The 16832-nt window shown below is 62.1% G+C and carries 15 protein-coding genes; 13 read left to right on the top strand and 2 right to left on the bottom strand.

Annotation, left to right across the window (positions count from 1 at the left end):
- Window positions 1–98: 98 nt before the first annotated feature.
- The 8 genes from NKJ94_RS17470 (at window position 99) to NKJ94_RS17505 (ending at window position 8844) form a co-directional block, all read left to right on the top strand.
- Window positions 99–617 carry an A24 family peptidase gene (locus tag NKJ94_RS17470; protein ID WP_352526741.1) on the top strand — a complete coding sequence of 173 codons (519 nt, stop codon included), beginning with the start codon at window positions 99–101 and terminating at the stop codon, window positions 615–617.
- 191 nt (window positions 618–808) lie between these two features.
- Entirely contained in the window at window positions 809–1624 is an 816-nt protein-coding gene (gene cpaB, locus NKJ94_RS17475; RefSeq protein WP_352526742.1) for a Flp pilus assembly protein CpaB, read from the top strand.
- Window positions 1621–3147, top strand: coding sequence for a type II and III secretion system protein family protein (locus tag NKJ94_RS17480; protein ID WP_352526744.1), 1527 nt, complete (start codon window positions 1621–1623; stop codon window positions 3145–3147). The genes cpaB and NKJ94_RS17480 overlap by 4 nt, the downstream gene beginning before the upstream one ends.
- A 14-nt stretch (window positions 3148–3161) precedes the next feature.
- Entirely contained in the window at window positions 3162–3896 is a 735-nt protein-coding gene (locus tag NKJ94_RS17485) for a CpaD family pilus assembly protein (protein WP_352526746.1), read from the top strand.
- Between the two features lie 55 nt (window positions 3897–3951).
- The gene (locus NKJ94_RS17490) at window positions 3952–5235 is read left to right on the top strand and encodes a CpaE/TadZ family protein (RefSeq protein WP_352526748.1); all 1284 of its coding nucleotides are present in this window, start codon (window positions 3952–3954) and stop codon (window positions 5233–5235) included.
- Window positions 5236–5264: 29 nt separating this feature from the next.
- Window positions 5265–6773, top strand: coding sequence for a TadA family conjugal transfer-associated ATPase (locus NKJ94_RS17495; RefSeq protein ID WP_352526750.1), 1509 nt, complete (start codon window positions 5265–5267; stop codon window positions 6771–6773).
- Window positions 6774–6802: 29 nt separating this feature from the next.
- Entirely contained in the window at window positions 6803–7816 is a 1014-nt protein-coding gene (locus NKJ94_RS17500; protein WP_352526752.1) for a type II secretion system F family protein, read from the top strand.
- Window positions 7817–7827: 11 nt separating this feature from the next.
- The gene (locus tag NKJ94_RS17505) at window positions 7828–8844 is read left to right on the top strand and encodes a type II secretion system F family protein (protein WP_352526754.1); all 1017 of its coding nucleotides are present in this window, start codon (window positions 7828–7830) and stop codon (window positions 8842–8844) included.
- Between the two features lie 116 nt (window positions 8845–8960).
- Here the strand turns inward: NKJ94_RS17505 and NKJ94_RS17510 are convergent, their stop codons facing one another.
- Window positions 8961–9782, bottom strand: coding sequence for a tetratricopeptide repeat protein (locus NKJ94_RS17510; RefSeq protein ID WP_352526826.1), 822 nt, complete (start codon window positions 9780–9782; stop codon window positions 8961–8963).
- A gap of 122 nt (window positions 9783–9904) precedes the next feature.
- Between NKJ94_RS17510 and NKJ94_RS17515 the strand changes: the two genes are divergently transcribed.
- The 5 genes from NKJ94_RS17515 (at window position 9905) to pdeM (ending at window position 15884) form a co-directional block, all read left to right on the top strand.
- The gene (locus NKJ94_RS17515; protein WP_352526756.1) at window positions 9905–11269 is read left to right on the top strand and encodes a leucyl aminopeptidase family protein; all 1365 of its coding nucleotides are present in this window, start codon (window positions 9905–9907) and stop codon (window positions 11267–11269) included.
- A gap of 70 nt (window positions 11270–11339) precedes the next feature.
- Window positions 11340–11690, top strand: coding sequence for a MarR family winged helix-turn-helix transcriptional regulator (locus NKJ94_RS17520; protein ID WP_023676939.1), 351 nt, complete (start codon window positions 11340–11342; stop codon window positions 11688–11690).
- 30 nt (window positions 11691–11720) lie between these two features.
- Complete coding sequence (locus tag NKJ94_RS17525) at window positions 11721–12581, top strand: C40 family peptidase (protein ID WP_352526758.1); 861 nt, start codon at window positions 11721–11723, stop codon at window positions 12579–12581.
- Window positions 12582–12648: 67 nt separating this feature from the next.
- Window positions 12649–15171: a ligase-associated DNA damage response DEXH box helicase gene (locus tag NKJ94_RS17530; RefSeq protein ID WP_352526760.1), complete on the top strand. Its 2523-nt coding sequence runs from the start codon at window positions 12649–12651 to the stop codon at window positions 15169–15171.
- Window positions 15168–15884 carry a ligase-associated DNA damage response endonuclease PdeM gene (pdeM, locus tag NKJ94_RS17535; RefSeq protein WP_352526762.1) on the top strand — a complete coding sequence of 239 codons (717 nt, stop codon included), beginning with the start codon at window positions 15168–15170 and terminating at the stop codon, window positions 15882–15884. The genes NKJ94_RS17530 and pdeM overlap by 4 nt, the downstream gene beginning before the upstream one ends.
- Before the next feature lie 7 nt (window positions 15885–15891).
- On the opposite strand, the gene NKJ94_RS17540 is transcribed toward pdeM, so the two are convergent.
- Window positions 15892–16827 carry a dimethyl sulfoxide reductase anchor subunit family protein gene (locus NKJ94_RS17540; protein WP_352526763.1) on the bottom strand — a complete coding sequence of 312 codons (936 nt, stop codon included), beginning with the start codon at window positions 16825–16827 and terminating at the stop codon, window positions 15892–15894.
- Window positions 16828–16832: the final 5 nt, after the last annotated feature.

The raw sequence follows: 16832 nt of genomic DNA on the forward strand, positions 1-16832 counted from the left end.
TTAGTCCTACGCATGATTTGAAATTTAGACCTCATCAATCGTTAATCGAACATGCCTAGGCTTGGACCAGGTACAGTTTGACCATAGGCGCCACGCCCATGCTTGAAGCCGCGATCTTCGTCGTCTTTCCGTTCTGCATGCTTTTTGCCGCGATCTCCGACATGCTGTCAATGACGATCGCCAATCGCGTGCCCGTCCTGCTCGTCGTTGTCTTCGCCTTGGTTGCGCCTTTGACCGGCGTGGACTGGGCCACCTATGGCTGGCATTTCGCCGCCGGCGGCCTGGTTCTTGCGGTGACGTTCGGCCTGTTCGCCCTCGGCGGCATGGGGGGCGGCGACGCCAAGCTCCTGGCCGCCACTGCCGTATGGATGGGACTGAACATCCATCTCGTCGAGTATCTCGTCGCCTCGACATTCATCGGCGGTCTGCTGACGCTTGCCATCCTCGCCTATCGAAAATCGCTGCTTGCCGCCGTCACAAGCCATAATCGGTTCCTGCGCCATTTCGCAGATGAAGCGACCGGTGTTCCGTACGGCATTGCGCTTGGCATTGGCGGTCTGCTTACCTATCCGGACTCGCCATTGATGGCCTGGGCACTCACCAGGCTTGCCGGCTGAATTTGCTTACTCCATTGGCGCCGGGGCAGGCGAGTTGCCCACGCCTTTCGTTCGGGCCGGCCTTGGTCGCTCTAATTTATGTAAACCTTAAGTTAATCACGATCGTAAGTATAACATTAACCTTGTTTTGACGATTGCCGCTGCAAAGTCCGGCTTGGCGAGGTGGATTGCCAAGGGCGAGGTTCGGACAGATGCCAGCATCCCGATTGATTATTCTGAGCGTGGCGATAGCCGCGGCCGGTGGTGCAGGCTATGTCGCGAAGAACATGGTCGCGGCTCCGCCGCCTCCGATTGTCGATTCCGGTCCTCAGGCGCCGGCGATCGCGCTGCAGGACGTGCTTGTTCTTTCCGGCGACGTTCCGATGGGCAGTCCGCTTGAAAACAACATTTCCTGGGAGTCATGGCCGTCCGCCGGCATCAACGCAAATTTCATCACCCGCGCCGCCGAGCCTGAAGCGCTGGACAAGCTGAAGGGCGCCGTTGCCCGCGTGGCGCTCTATGCCGGCGAGCCGCTGCGGCGCTCGAAGCTGATCGGTGAGGGGCAAAGCTTCATGTCGTCGATCCTGCCCTCCGGCATGCGGGCCGTCGCCACAAGCATCTCGGCCGACACTTCGGCCGGTGGCTTTATTCTTCCCAACGATTTCGTCGACGTCATCATGACCCGCAGAGCCGATACCGCCAATGGCGGTGGTCCGGGCTTCACGACGGAAACCATCCTCAAGAACATTCGCGTCCTGGCGATCGACCAGACCATTCAGGAGGACGAGGAAGGCAAGAAGACCAGGGTCGGCCAGACTGCCACCCTGGAACTGACGCCGCAGCAGTCCGAGATCATCACCGTCGCGCAGCAGATGGCGGATCGCCTGACATTGGCTCTGCGCTCGATCAAGGACAGTCAGGACAAGAATCTGAGCGAGGCCGATTATCTGGTTTCCGGCAATGGCCGGCGCGGGACGGTGCGGTTGATCAAGTCGGGCGAAGTTTCCGAAGTGGGGGCGAGGAAATGAGGCTAAAAACCAAACTGCCAGTCACCCTGGCTGCGGCGATCGGCCTGTTCATCCTTGGCACGAATGCATATGGCATACTGGACGCCAGTGCGGCGAGCAATGCCAGGGTCACGGCTTCGACCGCCACCCAGCGGGTCAAGCTCGGACTGAACAAATCGGTGGTTATCGACCTGCCGAGCGATGCCTATGACATTCTCGTCGCCAACCCCGCTGTAGCCGACGCGGTGACCCGCACCGCCAGGCGCATCTATCTATTCGGAAAGGCGGTCGGCGAGACCAACATCTTCGTCTTTGGCCCGAATGGCGAGCAGATCGTCAGCCTAGATCTGGCGGTAGAACGCGATGTTGCCGGACTGGAGGATTATATCAAGCGCTTCATCCCGTCATCGGAGGTCAAGGTCGAGTTGCTGAACGACAACGTTGTTCTGACCGGAACCGTGGACACCCCTCTGGACGCCAAGCGCGCGCAAGACCTGGCGAACATCTTCGTCTCCGGCGGCGAAGCGACCACGGGCCAATATTCACAGACTGCTGCGGGCGGTTCGGCCGAGGCTGGCGTCGCCATTGACAACCCGGATGCCGAGCGCCGCGTCAGCAAGATCGTCAACCTGCTGCAGATCATCGGCGACGATCAGGTCACGCTGAAGGTGACGGTTGCCGAAGTCAGCCGCTCGGTGATGAAGCAGCTCGGCGTCAATATGATGGGCAACGGCAGCAGCAACGGCATCAGCTGGGGTGCGGTAAGCGACAATTTCACCGGTTTGGGCAAGTCGCTGTCGAACTCGGGCCTCGCTATCGGCAGCTCGACGCTGCAGGCCTACATCAACGCCATGGAACAGTCAGGCGTCATGAAAACCCTGGCCGAACCAACATTGACGGCGGTATCCGGCGAGAAGGCGACCTTCAAGGTCGGCGGCGAATATAATATGGTGACCAGCGTTTCCCAAGCTGTATCCAACGATAACCAGACCGGTCTGAAGACCTATTCAGTCGAGAAGATCGAATACGGCATTGGCCTGGAATTCCAGCCGGTGGTGCTGTCTCCCGGCCGCATCAGCCTGAAGGTCAGGACCTCGGTCTCCGAGCCGACAACGGAGGGATCAGTATCTTTGTCCGAAGGTGTAACAAGCCCCGGCATGAACGCCCTGTCGCTCCGCAAACGCTTGGCCGACACAACGGTGGAACTGCCTTCGGGCGGCTCGATGATGATTGCCGGCCTTGTCCGCGACGATCTCAGGCAAGCCGTCAACGGCTTGCCTGGTCTGACAAAGATTCCGGTGCTTGGCGCGCTCTTCCGCAGCAGGGATTTCGTTCGCAACGAGACCGAGCTCGTCATCATCATCACGCCCTATCTGGTGAAGCCGGTGGCGCGTAACGAGCTTGCCAAGCCGGATGACAATTTCAACGCCGCCAGCGACGGTGCCGGCATATTCCTTGGTCGCGTTAACCGTGTCTACGGCACCATGCAGACCGACAAGCCCAACGGCCGCTATCACGGCGTTGTCGGCTTCATCTACAAGTAAGCGGGGAAGCGGACATGTCTCAGTCAGCATCGAAGGCAAGGGCGATCACCGCGATACGGTCCGTCCATTCGCGAATCTGGCGGCCTGCCGTTCCCATCATGGCGGTTGCGGTGGCGGCATTACTGGCCGGCTGCGCCAATCGCGACAGCGTCACGGTCGGTGCCATACCGGACGACTATCGCACCACTCATCCGATCGTCATCGCCGAGAAGATCCAGAAGATCGACCTTCCGGTCGGCGCCGGCGACCGTGGCATGACCAGATTCCAGCGCGACACGCTCCTGGGTTTCCTGGACGGATACGACAAGAGCGCCGCTCCGGTGCTGACGATCGAAATCCCGAGCGGTTCAGCCAACGAGATCGCAGCGGCTGCGGCCGGCCGCGATTTCGCCAGGCTTGCCATTGCCAGTGGTATCAGCCGCAACCGGATTGCGATGCGATCCTATCAGTCCGTTTCGGCCGAAGCGTCCGCGCCGGTCCGTGTCGCCTTTGTCTCGGTGAAGGCCCAGACGGATAAATGCGGCCGCTGGCCCGAAGACCTGCTGGAGACTTCGGAAAACAAGCACTATGCCGATTTCGGTTGTTCGTATCAGAATAATCTTGCCGCCCAGATGGCCAATCCGGCCGATCTGATCGGGCCGCGCAAGCAGACACCCATCGACGCGGCAAATCGGAGCGGAGTGATCGACATCTATCGTGACAGAGGTATTTCGGATGAATTCCTCGGCAATTCGGAAGTCGAATATTAACGAGTGTTGAGGCTCAACAGACCCTAAGCCGCGCAAGTCACGGAAAGAGATGACAATGAGCAATCTTGCCTATGACACAGAGGTAGCAGGCGGCGAAACCTCGGAACAGGATATTGCCGCGATGCAGGCGTTGCGGCCGATCCCACGCATTTCGATCCAGGCATTTTGCGAGACCGAAGGCGTAGCCAATCCGGTCGAGCGCGCCGGCGAGGATCGCCGCATGGCCAAGGCCCATCTGAAAGTGCATATGGGGGGCATCCCCACCGCTATCGAATTCTACCAGTCGGCGCCGACACCGAACCTGATCCTGCTTGAATCGCGCAGCGAGCCGAAGCTGTTGCTGGAACAGCTCGCCCAGCTCTCCGAACATTGTGATCCGAGTTCCAAGGTGGTGGTTGTTGGCCACTACAACGATGTCGGCCTGTACCGCGAACTCATCCGTTCGGGCATTTCCGAATATGTCATTGCGCCGGTATCGATGGCCGACATCGTCAGCGTGGTGTCCTCGATCTTCGTTGATCCGGAAGCTGAGCCAATCGGCCGCTCGATTGCCTTCATCGGCGCCAAGGGCGGCGTCGGCTCCTCGACCGTAGCCCATAACGTGGCCTGGGCGATGTCGTCCCTTTTCAAATCCGAAGTGGTTGTCGCCGATCTCGACCTCGCCTTCGGAACGGCCAACATCAATTTCGACCAGGACCCGGCGCAAGGCATTGCCGAGGCGGTCTTCTCGCCGGAACGCGTCGACGAGGTCTATCTAGACCGGCTGCTCGCCCAATGCGCCGAGCACCTGTCGCTGCTTGCGGCACCTTCGACCCTGGAGCGGGTCTATGATTTCGATCCCGACGCTTTCACCCAGCTTATCGACATAGCCCAGCGTAGCGCGCCGCTCCTCGTACTCGATGTTCCTCACGTCTGGGCCGGCTGGACCAAGAACACGCTGGTAAAGGCCGACGAGATCGTCATCACGGCGACGCCCGAACTGGCCAATCTGCGCAACACAAAGAACCTGGTCGACATGCTGAAGCGGCTTCGTCCGAACGATCCTGCGCCAAAGCTTGTGATCAATCAGGCGGGTGTGCCGAAACGTCCCGAGATTACGCCGTCCGACTTCTCCGAATCGCTCGGCCTATCGCCGATGTCGGTCATCCCATTCGAGCCGCTTTTGTTCGGAAATGCCGCCAACAACGGACGTATGCTCGGTGAAATGGATGCCAAGAGCCCGGTCGTCGCCTTGATCAACGAGATCGCCCATGTGCTGACAGGGCGCAGCGAAATTAAGGTGAAGAAAAAGGCTGGCCTCGGCAACCTGCTCGGCAAGCTTTCGGGCAACAAGAAGTGACGCCTCAGCGGTGGAATTGGTAAGCGATTATGTTTGGTAAAAGAGGCAGCGACGACGGCAACCGGACCATCCCGGAATTCCGTCAGCCAGCACCCACGCCTGCAGCGCCGGCGGCCGCGAACCCTGTGGAAGCGGCGGTAGCTGCCAGGCCCGCGACACTGCCGCCGTCCGGCGCGCCTGCCGCGCCGCCGGTTCGCCGTGCGGTCGAGCCGCCGCCATTGGCGCCGGAGCCGAAAAGGCTTCAGCGCGAGCGCAGCGAGAGCTATTACGACACCAAAAGCCAGGTCTTCTCCGCACTCATCGACACGATCGACCTGTCGCAGCTCGCCAAGCTCGATCCCGAAAGCGCGCGCGAAGAAATCCGCGACATCGTCAACGACATCATCGCGATCAAGAATTTCGCGATGTCCATCGCCGAGCAGGAAGAGCTTCTCGAGGATATCTGCAACGACGTTTTGGGCTACGGGCCGCTGGAGCCACTGCTTGCCCGCGACGATATTGCCGACATCATGGTCAACGGTTCCAAGAACGTCTACATCGAAGTCAACGGCAAGGTCGAGCAGACCGGCATCCGCTTCCGCGACAACCAGCAGCTCCTCAACATCTGCCAGCGTATCGTCAGCCAGGTTGGCCGCCGCGTCGATGAATCAAGCCCGATTTGCGACGCGCGTCTTCCTGATGGCTCCCGTGTCAACGTCATCGCACCGCCCTTGGCCATCGACGGCACCGCACTTACCATCCGCAAGTTCAAGAAGGACAAGCTGACACTCGACCAGCTGGTCAAGTTCGGCTCGATTTCGCCGCAAGGGGCCGAGATTCTCAAGATCATCGGCCGTGTCCGTTGCAACATCGTCATCTCGGGCGGTACCGGCTCCGGCAAGACGACGCTGCTCAATTGCCTGACCAACTATATCGACCGCGATGAACGCGTCATCACCTGCGAGGACTCGGCTGAGCTGCAATTGCAGCAGCCGCATGTGGTGCGTCTCGAAACCCGTCCGCCCAACCTCGAAGGCGAGGGCGAAGTGACCATGCGCGACCTGGTCAAGAACTGCCTGCGCATGCGGCCCGAACGCATCATCGTCGGTGAAGTGCGCGGACCCGAAGTGTTCGACCTCCTGCAGGCGATGAACACTGGCCATGACGGGTCGATGGGAACGATCCACTCGAACAGCCCGCGCGAATGCCTCAACCGCATAGAGTCGATGATCGCCATGGGCGGCTACACGCTGCCGCAAAAAACCGTACGCGAAATCATCGTCGGCTCTGTCGACGTGATCATACAGGCCGCACGCCTGCGCGACGGATCGCGGCGCATCACCCACATCACCGAGGTGATCGGCATGGAGGGCGACGTCATCATCACCCAGGACATCGTTCTCTATAACATCAAGGGCGAGGACGCGAACGGCAGGCTGCTGGGCGAGCACGTGTCGACTGGCATCGGCCGTCCGCATTTCTGGGAGCGCGCCCGCTACTATGGCGAGGAGCAGCGCCTCGCCGTTGCGCTCGAGGCGATGGAGAAACGCGCTGACTGATCCGTCTGGAAGCGTGGGGGCCAGGGTCGATGTTTGGAATTGACGGCACCGTATTGGCATTCGTCGTGCTCGCCGGCTTCAGCGCTGGCGCGGTGGCCTATGCTTTCCTGGTCAACCGGATCAGCACCGAAAAGCAGGTCGGCAAGCGGCTTGAATCGATCAAGACCGCCGAGACGGATCGTTCCGTCGTCAAGGCTTCGCGCGATCGCGTGGCGGAAGCGGCCAAGCGTCGCAAATCCGTCCAGGATTCGCTGAAGGATCTCGACCAAAAACAAAAGTCCAATCAGAGCTTGGTCAAGAAACCACCGCTGAAGATCCAAATCCGTCAGGCCGGCATGAAGATCTCGCTTGAGCGCTTCTATGTCTACTCGGCGGTCTGCGGCATCGTCTTGACGGCTCTTGCCTATTTCATCGGCGCGCCGCTGCTGGTCTTGCCAGGCGCGCTGCTGGTAGGCGCCTTGGGTCTGCCGCGCTGGTTCGTCTCGTTTCTCCGCGCGCGCCGGGTCAAGGCATTCCTCAACGAATTTCCGAACGCGCTCGACATCATCGTGCGTGCGGTAAAGTCCGGCCTGCCGCTGAACGACGCCGTGCGCCTGATCGCCATTGAATCCCCCGAGCCGGTCAAGACCGAGTTCCGCCGCATCGTCGATTCGCAGCAAATGGGTTTGTCGATCCCCGACGCGGCCATGCGCATGCCCGAAACAATGCCGTGCACCGAGGCGAGCTTCTTCGGCATCGTCATCCAGATCCAGTCTCAGGCCGGCGGCAATCTTTCCGAAGCGCTGGGCAATCTTTCGCGCGTGCTTCGCGACCGCAAGAAGATGAAGGCCAAGGTCCAGGCGTTGTCCATGGAAGCCAAGGCATCCGCCGTGATTATCGGCGCGTTGCCTTTCGTCGTTGCCTTTCTCGTCTATTTGACGAGCCCGAACTACATCATGCCCCTATTCACTACCAGCACCGGCAATCTGATCCTCGGTTGCTCCGGCGTCTGGATGTCGATGGGTATCCTGGTGATGCGCAAAATGATGAACTTCGAAGTCTAGGATTTGCGTGCATGACCGATCACGTCATCAAAACCCTCACCGATCCGTCTCTGCTGATTGCACTGCTGGTCGGCATCGCGGTGTTTGCGACCGTCTTCACGCTGCTGCCCGCCTTTGGCGGGAACCAGCTCAAGGCGCGCATGAAATCCGTGGCGCTGGAGCGCGATGATCTGCGCGCCAAGCAGCGCGCGCGGCTGGCAGTCGAAGCCGACCGCCGCCGCAAGGGCCTGCGCGAAGAACAGTCGGTCGGCATGCGCAATATTGTCGATCGCCTGGATCTCAGGCGTGCGCTGGCGGATGAAGGTACCTTGCAGAAATTGAAAGTGGCGGGTTTTCGCGGGCAAAATCCGCTGACGCGCTTCCTTTTCTTCCGTCTCGTCCTGCCCTTTGTCGGCTTTGCATTGGCGGCGATATATCTGTTCGTGCTCGGAGGACTGCCCGAGCAGCCGCTTTTCGTGAAGCTGTTCGTTTGCATCGTGGTTGCCTATGCGGGGTTCTACGCGCCGGTGCTCTACGTCAACAACCGCGCTACCAAGCGCAAGCAGTCGATTCAGATGGCGTGGCCCGACGCGCTCGACCTGTTGCTGATATGCGTCGAGTCCGGCATGTCGGTGGAAGCAGCGCTTCGCAAGGTCGCCGATGAGATCGGCGCGCAATCGGTAGCATTGGCGGAAGAATTCATCCTGACCAACGCCGAACTTTCCTATCTGCAGGAACGCAAGCAGGCCTACGAGAACCTTGCAAGCCGCACCGGCCTGGAATCCGTCAGGTCGGTGTCCCAGGCGCTGGTCCAGGCCGAGCGCTACGGCACGCCCGTGGCGCATGCGCTGCGCGTGCTTGCGGGAGAGAGCCGCGACATGCGCATGAATGCCGCCGAAAAGAAGGCGGCCGCGCTGCCGCCGAAGCTCACCGTGCCGATGATCCTGTTCTTCCTCCCGGTGCTGTTCGCTATTATTCTGGGTCCCGCCGGCATCCAGGTGAGTCAGCGCGGCATCTTTGGCGACCAGCCGAAATCCAGCAGCGAGTAGCGCCAGCCGCGTCGCCACAAACGCTGAAATGATTCAAAGCCGTGCTGCCGGTGCAGCGCGGCTCCTTGCGGTTGACATGTTGCGGAATTCTCGCACCAGTTCGGCGCTTGAAGCGGTCAGTTGGTGGCGGGCTTTGCCTTGTCCTGGTCCTTGAGCTGGCTCCAGGCATTCTGCTGCGCCAGCATCTGGCGAAGATAAGCGACATTTGCCTGTGCCTGTTCCGGCGACAGCTCCTGCGAGGCGATCTTCTCGGCCTCCTCGAAACGGCCCTGTAGACCGACGACCAGCGCCAGGTTCTGGCGGACGCGGCTGTCGGCATTCGGCTGCTGGGCGGCCGAGCGCATATAGGTTTCGGCCGTGCGCAAATCGCCTTCCAGCACGTACGACATGCCGAGATTGGAAAGGATCGACGGTTCGTTCGGCTTGAGATCCAGCGCCTTGCGATAATCCTGGCGCGCCTCGTCCTTTTGGCCGAGCTGGTCGAGAATGGCAGCTTCCGCCGATACCAGTTTCCAGTCAGGATATTCGGGGGTCTGCGCGCGGCGCACGGCATCGAGAGCCGGCTCGAACTGTCCGTTGGCGGCAAGCGCCTTGCCATAGGCGGCGAGCACGTCGCGATCCTTCGGCAAGGCAATCGCCAGCTTGCGCATCACCGCAAGCGACTGGTCGGCGTCGCCGTCCATCTGCAGCGCCGCGGCATAATTTGTCGCGATCCGCTTGTCGTTGGGGTTTTTCGAGTAGGACTGCCCGAGCGCCATCGTGGCATTGTGCAGTTCGCCCGCCGACATTGTTTCCAGCGGCTTGCCGCTTGAGCGAGAAATCGAACCTGTCGTCAACTTGCTGGTTCCGCAGCCGGCAACGCCTGCAGCAAGTGCCACCATCAACGCCGTGGTGATCAGCTTTTTGGCAGTGGCGTTCATCCTGCGGTTGGTCGGCATCGGTACCAGGGCTCCGTTCATGCGGGTGACCATTTACGGGGTCATCTTCCCTCCCGCAGAAATATTCTGTTAACCCTAATGGAGAGTTAAGAAACGCCGACTCAGAGGCTGGAGACCAGCGAATGCCCGTCGAACTTGTCGAGAAAAAATTGAGCAATGCGCTGCCGGTCCATCTGGTGGCAAAGAACGCTCTGAAGGCGGCCGGACTTGCGCCATCCTCGGTCGCCTGGGCCAAGGCCAACGGCTTTTCCGGTGAGGCCGGCAGGACGCTGGTCGTGCCTGACGACAACGGCGCGATTGCCGGAGCCCTGTTCGGCACCGGCAACGGCGAGGGCGCACTGGCCGTCGGCGCACTGGCGAGAGCTTTGCCCGAAGGCGACTGGCATTTTGCGTCCGCACCGGCCGAGCCGGAGCTTACGGCACTCGCGCTGGCGCTGGGCAGCTATGCCTTCACCCGCTATGGCAAGAAGCCCGGCAGGACGCTGCGCTTCGCGCTGCCGCCGGGCGCCGACGCCGCCCGCGTCAGACGCATCGCCGATGGCGTTTTCCTGGCGCGCGATCTGGTCAACACGCCGACCAGCGATATGGGCCCTGGCCAGCTGGAGAAAGCCGCCCGGACCTTGGCCGCGACGCACAAGGCCGAAATATCGGTGACCAAGGGTGACGATCTTCTCGCCGCCAACTTTCCGATGATCCACGCCGTCGGTCGGGCTTCTGCCGACGCGCCGCGCCTGATCGACATGATTTGGGGGCCGAAGAATGCCCCCAAGGTGACGCTGGTCGGCAAGGGCGTCTGCTTCGATACAGGCGGTCTCGACATCAAGCCGTCCTCGGGCATGCTTTTGATGAAGAAGGACATGGGCGGCGCTGCCAACGTGCTCGGCCTCGCTTCCATGATCATGGCCGCCAGGCTGAAGGTCCGGCTGCGCGTGCTCATCCCCGCTGTCGAGAATTCGATTGCCGGCAACGCCTTCCGGCCCGGCGATGTGCTGGTGAGCCGCAAGGGCATCACCGTCGAAATCGGCAACACCGACGCCGAAGGGCGGCTGGTGCTCGCCGATGCCCTGACCTTGGCCGATGACGAAGAGCCGCAGATGCTGGTCGACATGGCAACCCTGACAGGCGCTGCGCGTGTTGCGCTCGGCCCCGACCTGCCGCCCTTCTACACCGTTGACGAGGCCCTTGCATCCGAGCTGGCAGATGCCTCCGTCGCAGTGGAGGATCCACTATGGCGCATGCCGTTGTGGAAGCCCTATGACGCCAAGCTGGCGTCGAAAATTGCCGATATCAACAACGTCGCGTCGGATGGTTTCGCCGGCTCGATCACCGCCGCGCTGTTCCTGAAGCGCTTCGTCGAAAAGACCGCCGGCTGGGCGCATGTCGACATCTTCGCCTGGAACCCGTCCGACCGCCCGCACGGCCTTGCCGGTGGCGAGGCGCAAGGCATCCGGGCGCTGGAGCGTGTCATTTCGAACCGCTACGGCTGATGCCTCGGGCATAGCCGACGAAGGTGTTGACTGAAACGGAACCGAAACAATTTTCCGTCATGCTGGACGGATGTCGATTATCATGCGTCCAAGTCAGGCCTTGCGACTATGGCAACAGGTGGTGCTGTCCGAGGTGCGCGACGACGCGCCCGATCTCACCATGCGCCAGACGGCGATCCTGTTCACCATCTATCTCGATCCGCCGCCACACACGGTGCGCGGGCTGGCCGCCCGCCTCAATGTTACCAAGCCGGTGATTACGCGTGCGCTCGACACGATGGGAGCGCTGAAGTTGGTGTCGCGCCACCGCGACGAGCTCGACAAGCGCAACGTGCTGGTCAGGCGCACGGTCGAAGGCGCGCTCTTTGTCGAACGCTTTGGCGATGTTATCATTGCCAGAGCCCAAGAATTGCCCATTTGACCAAATTGCCCATTTGAACGAGTTGCCGATTTGACCGCCAGGGATGCCCGCCTCCACGCCTTCCGCTCCGATCTCGCCGATGCCAGGTTGAGAGGCGAGGTCGCCGCCGACCGTTTCGTCGCCGGCCGGCCGGCTCGCATCGCCGCTTCCGTGGCCGACATCCGCAAGGCGCCGCGGCCGGATGCCGGCGTCAACACCCAGCTTCTGTTCGGCGACGAAATTCTCGTCTTCGAGGATGTCGAAGGCTGGGCCTGGATCCAGGCCGAACGCGATGGCTATGTCGGTTATGTCGCCGACACGGCACTGGGCGCTCGGGACCGTGCGCCGACCCATATCGTTTCGGTGCCGCGCACCTTTCTCTATCCGGGACCCGACTTGCGCTTTCCGGTGAGCGGGCAACTGTCGATGGGATCGTCGGTGACGGTGACGGGCTTAGCCGAAACGCGCGGCACGCATTATGCGCTGTTGCCGTCCGGCCAGGCGGTCATATCGGGCCATCTCAGGCCTGTCGGTGAGGCGGCTGGCGACTACGTTGCGGTTGCCGAGAGCTTTCTCGGCACGCCCTATCTGTGGGGCGGCGCCTCGGGCTTCGGCATCGACTGTTCCGGCCTGGTGCAGCTGGCAATGCACATGGCCGGCAGGCAAGTGCTGCGCGATTCCGACATGCAGGCGGCAACCATCGGCGAACCGCTCGATCCGCGGCCGGATTTTTCGGGGCTGCGGCGCGGCGACCTGGTGTTCTGGAAAGGCCACGTCGCTGTTATGACCGACGCAGAGACGATGATCCACGCCAACGGCCACACCATGCTGGTGTCGCGTGAAGGACTGAGGGATGCGATCGCCCGCATCGGCTATCTCTATGGCGGTCCGACAGGGTTTCGCCGGCCGTAACGCTAATCGATCACCTTTTGTTCTGATTCTTCTTGGCGATTGCGCGTCACCGCGCTACGTCTGGCGCGTGACAGAGCAGCCGCGCCTTGCCGAACAGAATGCCGCCGTCGTCCTGCCCGAGCCATTCGTCAAATGGTTTGCGGAAAAAGGCTGGTCGCCGCGCGCCCATCAGATTGATTTGCTGGCCAAGGCTCAGGGCGGGCAGTCGGTATTGCTGATCGCCCCGACCGGCGCCGGCAAGACGCTGGCCGGGTTCTTGCCGTCGCTGACCGAACTGGCCGGACGGCCGAGGAGAAGGCCGGGGCAGGCGCATCGCGGCATCCACACGCTCTACATCTCGCCGCTCAAGGCGCTGGCCGTCGACATCGAGCGCAATCTCGGCAAGCCGGTCCAAGAGATCGGCCTGCCGGTTACCGTCGAGACCCGCACCGGCGACACGCCCGCACACAAGCGCCAGCGGCAGAAGCTGGCGCCGCCCGACATTCTCCTAACCACGCCCGAGCAATTGGCGCTGCTGATTGCCGCGCCCGACGCCAGGCGCTTCTTCGAGGACCTGCGCTATGTCGTGCTCGACGAACTGCATTCGCTGGTGACCTCGAAGCGCGGGCATCTCCTGTCGCTCGGGCTGGCCCGGCTGCGCAGCTTTGTGCCCGCCCTGCAGACGATCGGCCTGTCGGCGACGGTCGCCGAGCCCGACGAATTGCGGCGCTGGCTGGTCAGCCAGAATCCACCGGGGCCCATGGCCGAACTGATCGTCGTCACCGGCGGCGCCAAGCCCGAGATCTCCATTCTCGATTCGGAGGAGCGCGTGCCGTGGGCTGGACATTCGGCCCGCTACGCGACGCCGGAGATCTACAACGAGATCAAGCGCCACAAGACGACCCTGTTGTTCGTCAACACGCGCAGCCAGGCGGAGTTGCTGTTCCAGGAATTGTGGCGGGTCAATGAGGACACCTTGCCGATCGCGCTGCACCACGGCTCGCTCGACGTCGCCCAGCGTCGGCGCGTCGAAAAGGCGATGGGCGAGAACGCTTTGCGTGCCATCGTCGCCACCTCGACACTCGACCTCGGCATCGACTGGGGCGACGTCGATCTGGTCGTCCACGTTGGCGCGCCCAAGGGTGCCAGCCGGCTGGCACAGCGCATCGGCCGTGCCAACCACCGTATGGACGAGCCGTCGAAGGCGATCCTCATTCCCGCCAACCGCTTCGAGGTGCTCGAATGCAGGGCGGCGCTCGACGCCAATTATCTCGGCGCCCAGGATACCCCGCCGCTGGTCAACGGCGGGCTCGATGTGCTGGCGCAGCACGTGCTGGGCTGCGCCTGCGGTGCGCCGTTCCATGCCGATGCGCTGTTCGAAGAAGTGCGGACGGCCGCGCCCTATGCCGATCTCGACCGGCCGACATTCGATCGCGTCATCGATTTCGTCGCCACCGGCGGCTACGCCTTGAAGAACTACGAACGTTACGCCCGTATTCGTCTCAACAAGGACGGGCTGTGGCGGGTCTCCAATCCTCGCTTCGCCCAGCAATACCGGCTGAATGTCGGCACCATCATCGAAGTGCCGGCGCTCAACGTCCGCTATGTCCAGGCCGGCAGGAAAGGCGCGGCTTCGCGCGGCGGCCGGGTCCTCGGCAAGATCGAGGAGGCGTTCCTCGAGACCCTCACGCACGGCGACACGTTCATGTTCGCCGGCAAGGTGCTGCGCTTTGAAGGCATCCGCGAGAATGAGTGCTTCGTCTCGAACGCGCCGGGCAGCGACGCCAAGGTGCCGTACTATGGCGGCGGCAAATTCCCGCTTTCGACTTACCTTGCCGAGCAGGTGCGCATCATGCTGGATGATCCGCAGCGCTGGAAGAAGCTGCCGGAGCAGGTCGCCGACTGGCTGCGCTTCCAGGCTGACAGGTCGGTGCTGCCGAAACGCGACGATTTGCTGATCGAGACCTTTCCGCGCGGCAACCGCTACTATCTGGTGGCCTATCCATTCGAGGGCAGGCTGGCGCACCAGACACTCGGCATGCTGCTCACCCGCCGCCTCGACAGGGCGGGAGCCAAGCCGCTCGGCTTCGTCGCCACCGACTATGCGCTTGCCATATGGTCGCTGGCCGATATGGGCCGGATGTTCAGGGCGAAGAAACCGTCGCTGGCAGCGCTCTTCGATCAGGATATGCTGGGTGACGACCTCGAAGCCTGGCTGGCCGGCAGTTGGCTGTTGAAGCGCACCTTTCGCAATTGCGCGCTCATCTCGGGATTGATCGAGAAACGCCACCCGGGCCAGGAGAAGAGCGGCCGCCAGGTGACCGTGTCAACCGACCTCATTTATGACGTGCTGCGTAGCCATGAGCCTGACCACATCCTGCTGCAGGCGACGCGTGCCGATGCCGCCACCGGTCTGCTGGATGTCAGCAGACTTGCCGAGATGCTCTCGCGCGTCCAGGGTCGAATCATGCATAAGAACCTCGAGCAGATCTCGCCGCTCGCCGTGCCGATCATGCTCGAGATCGGCAAAATGCCGGTGAACGGCGAGGCCGATGAAACGCTGCTGATGGATGCAGCCACGCTGGTCGAGGAGGCCATGGGAACGAAATGACTGTCGCGCCGGCCATGGCTGCGCCTCTGGCGGATGCAGGCTTTGTCTATGTCGCCGGCGAACGCGCGATCTGTGACCGTCGCGGTGTGCTCTATTTTCCCGAATTTCGGCTTCTGGCCGTGTCCGACCTGCATCTGGAAAAAGGCTCGTCGCTGGCCAGACGCGGCACGTTGGTTCCGCCTTACGATACCGGAGCCACGTTGCTCCGGCTCCAGTCGGTCATTGCCGACTATCAGCCTTCGATCGTCATCAGCCTGGGCGATAGTTTTCATGATGGCGGCGGCGCCGCGCGCATGCACTCGAGCTTCCGCGAAAGGCTGGAAGGGCTGATGACCGGGCGCGACTGGTTCTGGGTCGCCGGCAATCATGACCCGGAAGCACCGGCCGACCTGCCAGGCGAGACCGTGCGCGAATTGGCCATCGGCTCTCTGCTCTTCCGGCACGAGCCTTCGGCGGTGAGGGTGGAGGGCGAGATATCAGGCCATCTGCATCCTTGCGCCCGCATCGTGCAGCAAGGCCGCTCGGTGCGGCGGCGCTGCTTTGCCGGCGATGGCGGCCGCATGATCATGCCGGCCTTCGGCGCCTATACCGGCTCGCTCAATCTGCTTGACCGCGCCTATGCCGGGCTGTTCCGCCGCGAAACGCTGATGGCCTATATGCTCGGCACTGAGCGCATTTTTGCAATTTCTCACTCAATGCTCAGGCCGGGCTGAACCCGCTCTATCTGCCGTAGTATAAAGTCACAGTGTGTTTGGCCTCGGCGAAGAACAGCCAGCGCTCGACCAGCATGCCGGCGAATTGGGCGATTGCGGCGGCTATCGACAGCACCGCCGCATACGGCCACGGCAAGGAGAACGCCGAGACCAATAGCAGGGCGGGCAAAGCAAAGGCCAGCACCTGCGTGATCTGGCGGAGTTTAGTGCTGTGCTTGCGCGCGATGCGAAAGCCCATCTCCTTGAGCAAATAGTTTTCCTCGGTATGCGGCCATTCCATAGACCGCACAATGCCGCCGGCAAGTCCGGTCGCGGTGTTGGCGTTGGTCGGGATTTCCAGCCTGTCGTTGTGACGCCAGGTCGCCAGTTTCAAACCCCAGCCGAGCACGGTCAGCAATAGGGCAGCCGCCAGAAATGGATTCGAGCCGATAGCAAAACCTTGCAGCAGCGCATTGAGCAGCACGTTGCCGGTCATCGCCGAAAAGATCAAATAGCCGGGCAAGGTGAAGCGGCTGTGCCATTGGGCGATCGGCTTCAGGGAGGCGTAGATCATGCCGGTGGTGCAGACGGTGACGATCGCGCCGATGGCAGCCAGCAACCCGGCTACGGTCACCCAGCCGTTCGTGCGACCGAGGAACACCCAGCCGATGCCGAACAGTCCCGCCGGGACGAAGGTGACGACCGAGGCAACGCCTTCGCGCGACAGCCAGGAGCTCTGCCATTGCGAGAAGGCGCGCCAGGCCCGTTCGGGCCGGCCGAGATGGCCGGCCGACGACAGCAGGCCTGCCGATATCAGACCAAGCGCCAGTCCCATGCCGACCAGGCCAAGCCAGAAATCGGGCGGGATAAAGCCCTGTCCGGCGAACGCGCCAAGCAGCGCGAGCAGGCCGTAACCGGCGCCCGTGGCGGTGGTGAAAAAGACGACGGAGAATGCTGGATGCATGAAGG

Source organism: Mesorhizobium sp. M0060 (genome assembly GCF_040323155.1).
GTDB lineage: Bacteria > Pseudomonadota > Alphaproteobacteria > Rhizobiales > Rhizobiaceae > Mesorhizobium.

Excerpts from the sequence above, each read along its gene's own strand:
- NKJ94_RS17540 (WP_352526763.1), bottom strand. The coding sequence starts at position 16,827 with ATGCATCCAGCATTCTCCGTCGTCTTTTTCACCACCGCCACGGGCGCC.
- NKJ94_RS17500 (WP_352526752.1), top strand. The coding sequence starts at position 6,803 with ATGTTTGGAATTGACGGCACCGTATTGGCATTCGTCGTGCTCGCCGGC.
- NKJ94_RS17510 (WP_352526826.1), bottom strand. The coding sequence starts at position 9,782 with ATGCCGACCAACCGCAGGATGAACGCCACTGCCAAAAAGCTGATCACC.
- NKJ94_RS17505 (WP_352526754.1), top strand. The coding sequence starts at position 7,828 with ATGACCGATCACGTCATCAAAACCCTCACCGATCCGTCTCTGCTGATT.
- NKJ94_RS17495 (WP_352526750.1), top strand. The coding sequence starts at position 5,265 with ATGTTTGGTAAAAGAGGCAGCGACGACGGCAACCGGACCATCCCGGAA.
- NKJ94_RS17470 (WP_352526741.1), top strand. The coding sequence starts at position 99 with ATGCTTGAAGCCGCGATCTTCGTCGTCTTTCCGTTCTGCATGCTTTTT.
- NKJ94_RS17485 (WP_352526746.1), top strand. The coding sequence starts at position 3,162 with ATGTCTCAGTCAGCATCGAAGGCAAGGGCGATCACCGCGATACGGTCC.
- NKJ94_RS17480 (WP_352526744.1), top strand. The coding sequence starts at position 1,621 with ATGAGGCTAAAAACCAAACTGCCAGTCACCCTGGCTGCGGCGATCGGC.
- NKJ94_RS17520 (WP_023676939.1), top strand. The coding sequence starts at position 11,340 with ATGTCGATTATCATGCGTCCAAGTCAGGCCTTGCGACTATGGCAACAG.
- NKJ94_RS17490 (WP_352526748.1), top strand. The coding sequence starts at position 3,952 with ATGAGCAATCTTGCCTATGACACAGAGGTAGCAGGCGGCGAAACCTCG.
- cpaB (WP_352526742.1), top strand. The coding sequence starts at position 809 with ATGCCAGCATCCCGATTGATTATTCTGAGCGTGGCGATAGCCGCGGCC.
- pdeM (WP_352526762.1), top strand. The coding sequence starts at position 15,168 with ATGACTGTCGCGCCGGCCATGGCTGCGCCTCTGGCGGATGCAGGCTTT.
- NKJ94_RS17515 (WP_352526756.1), top strand. The coding sequence starts at position 9,905 with ATGCCCGTCGAACTTGTCGAGAAAAAATTGAGCAATGCGCTGCCGGTC.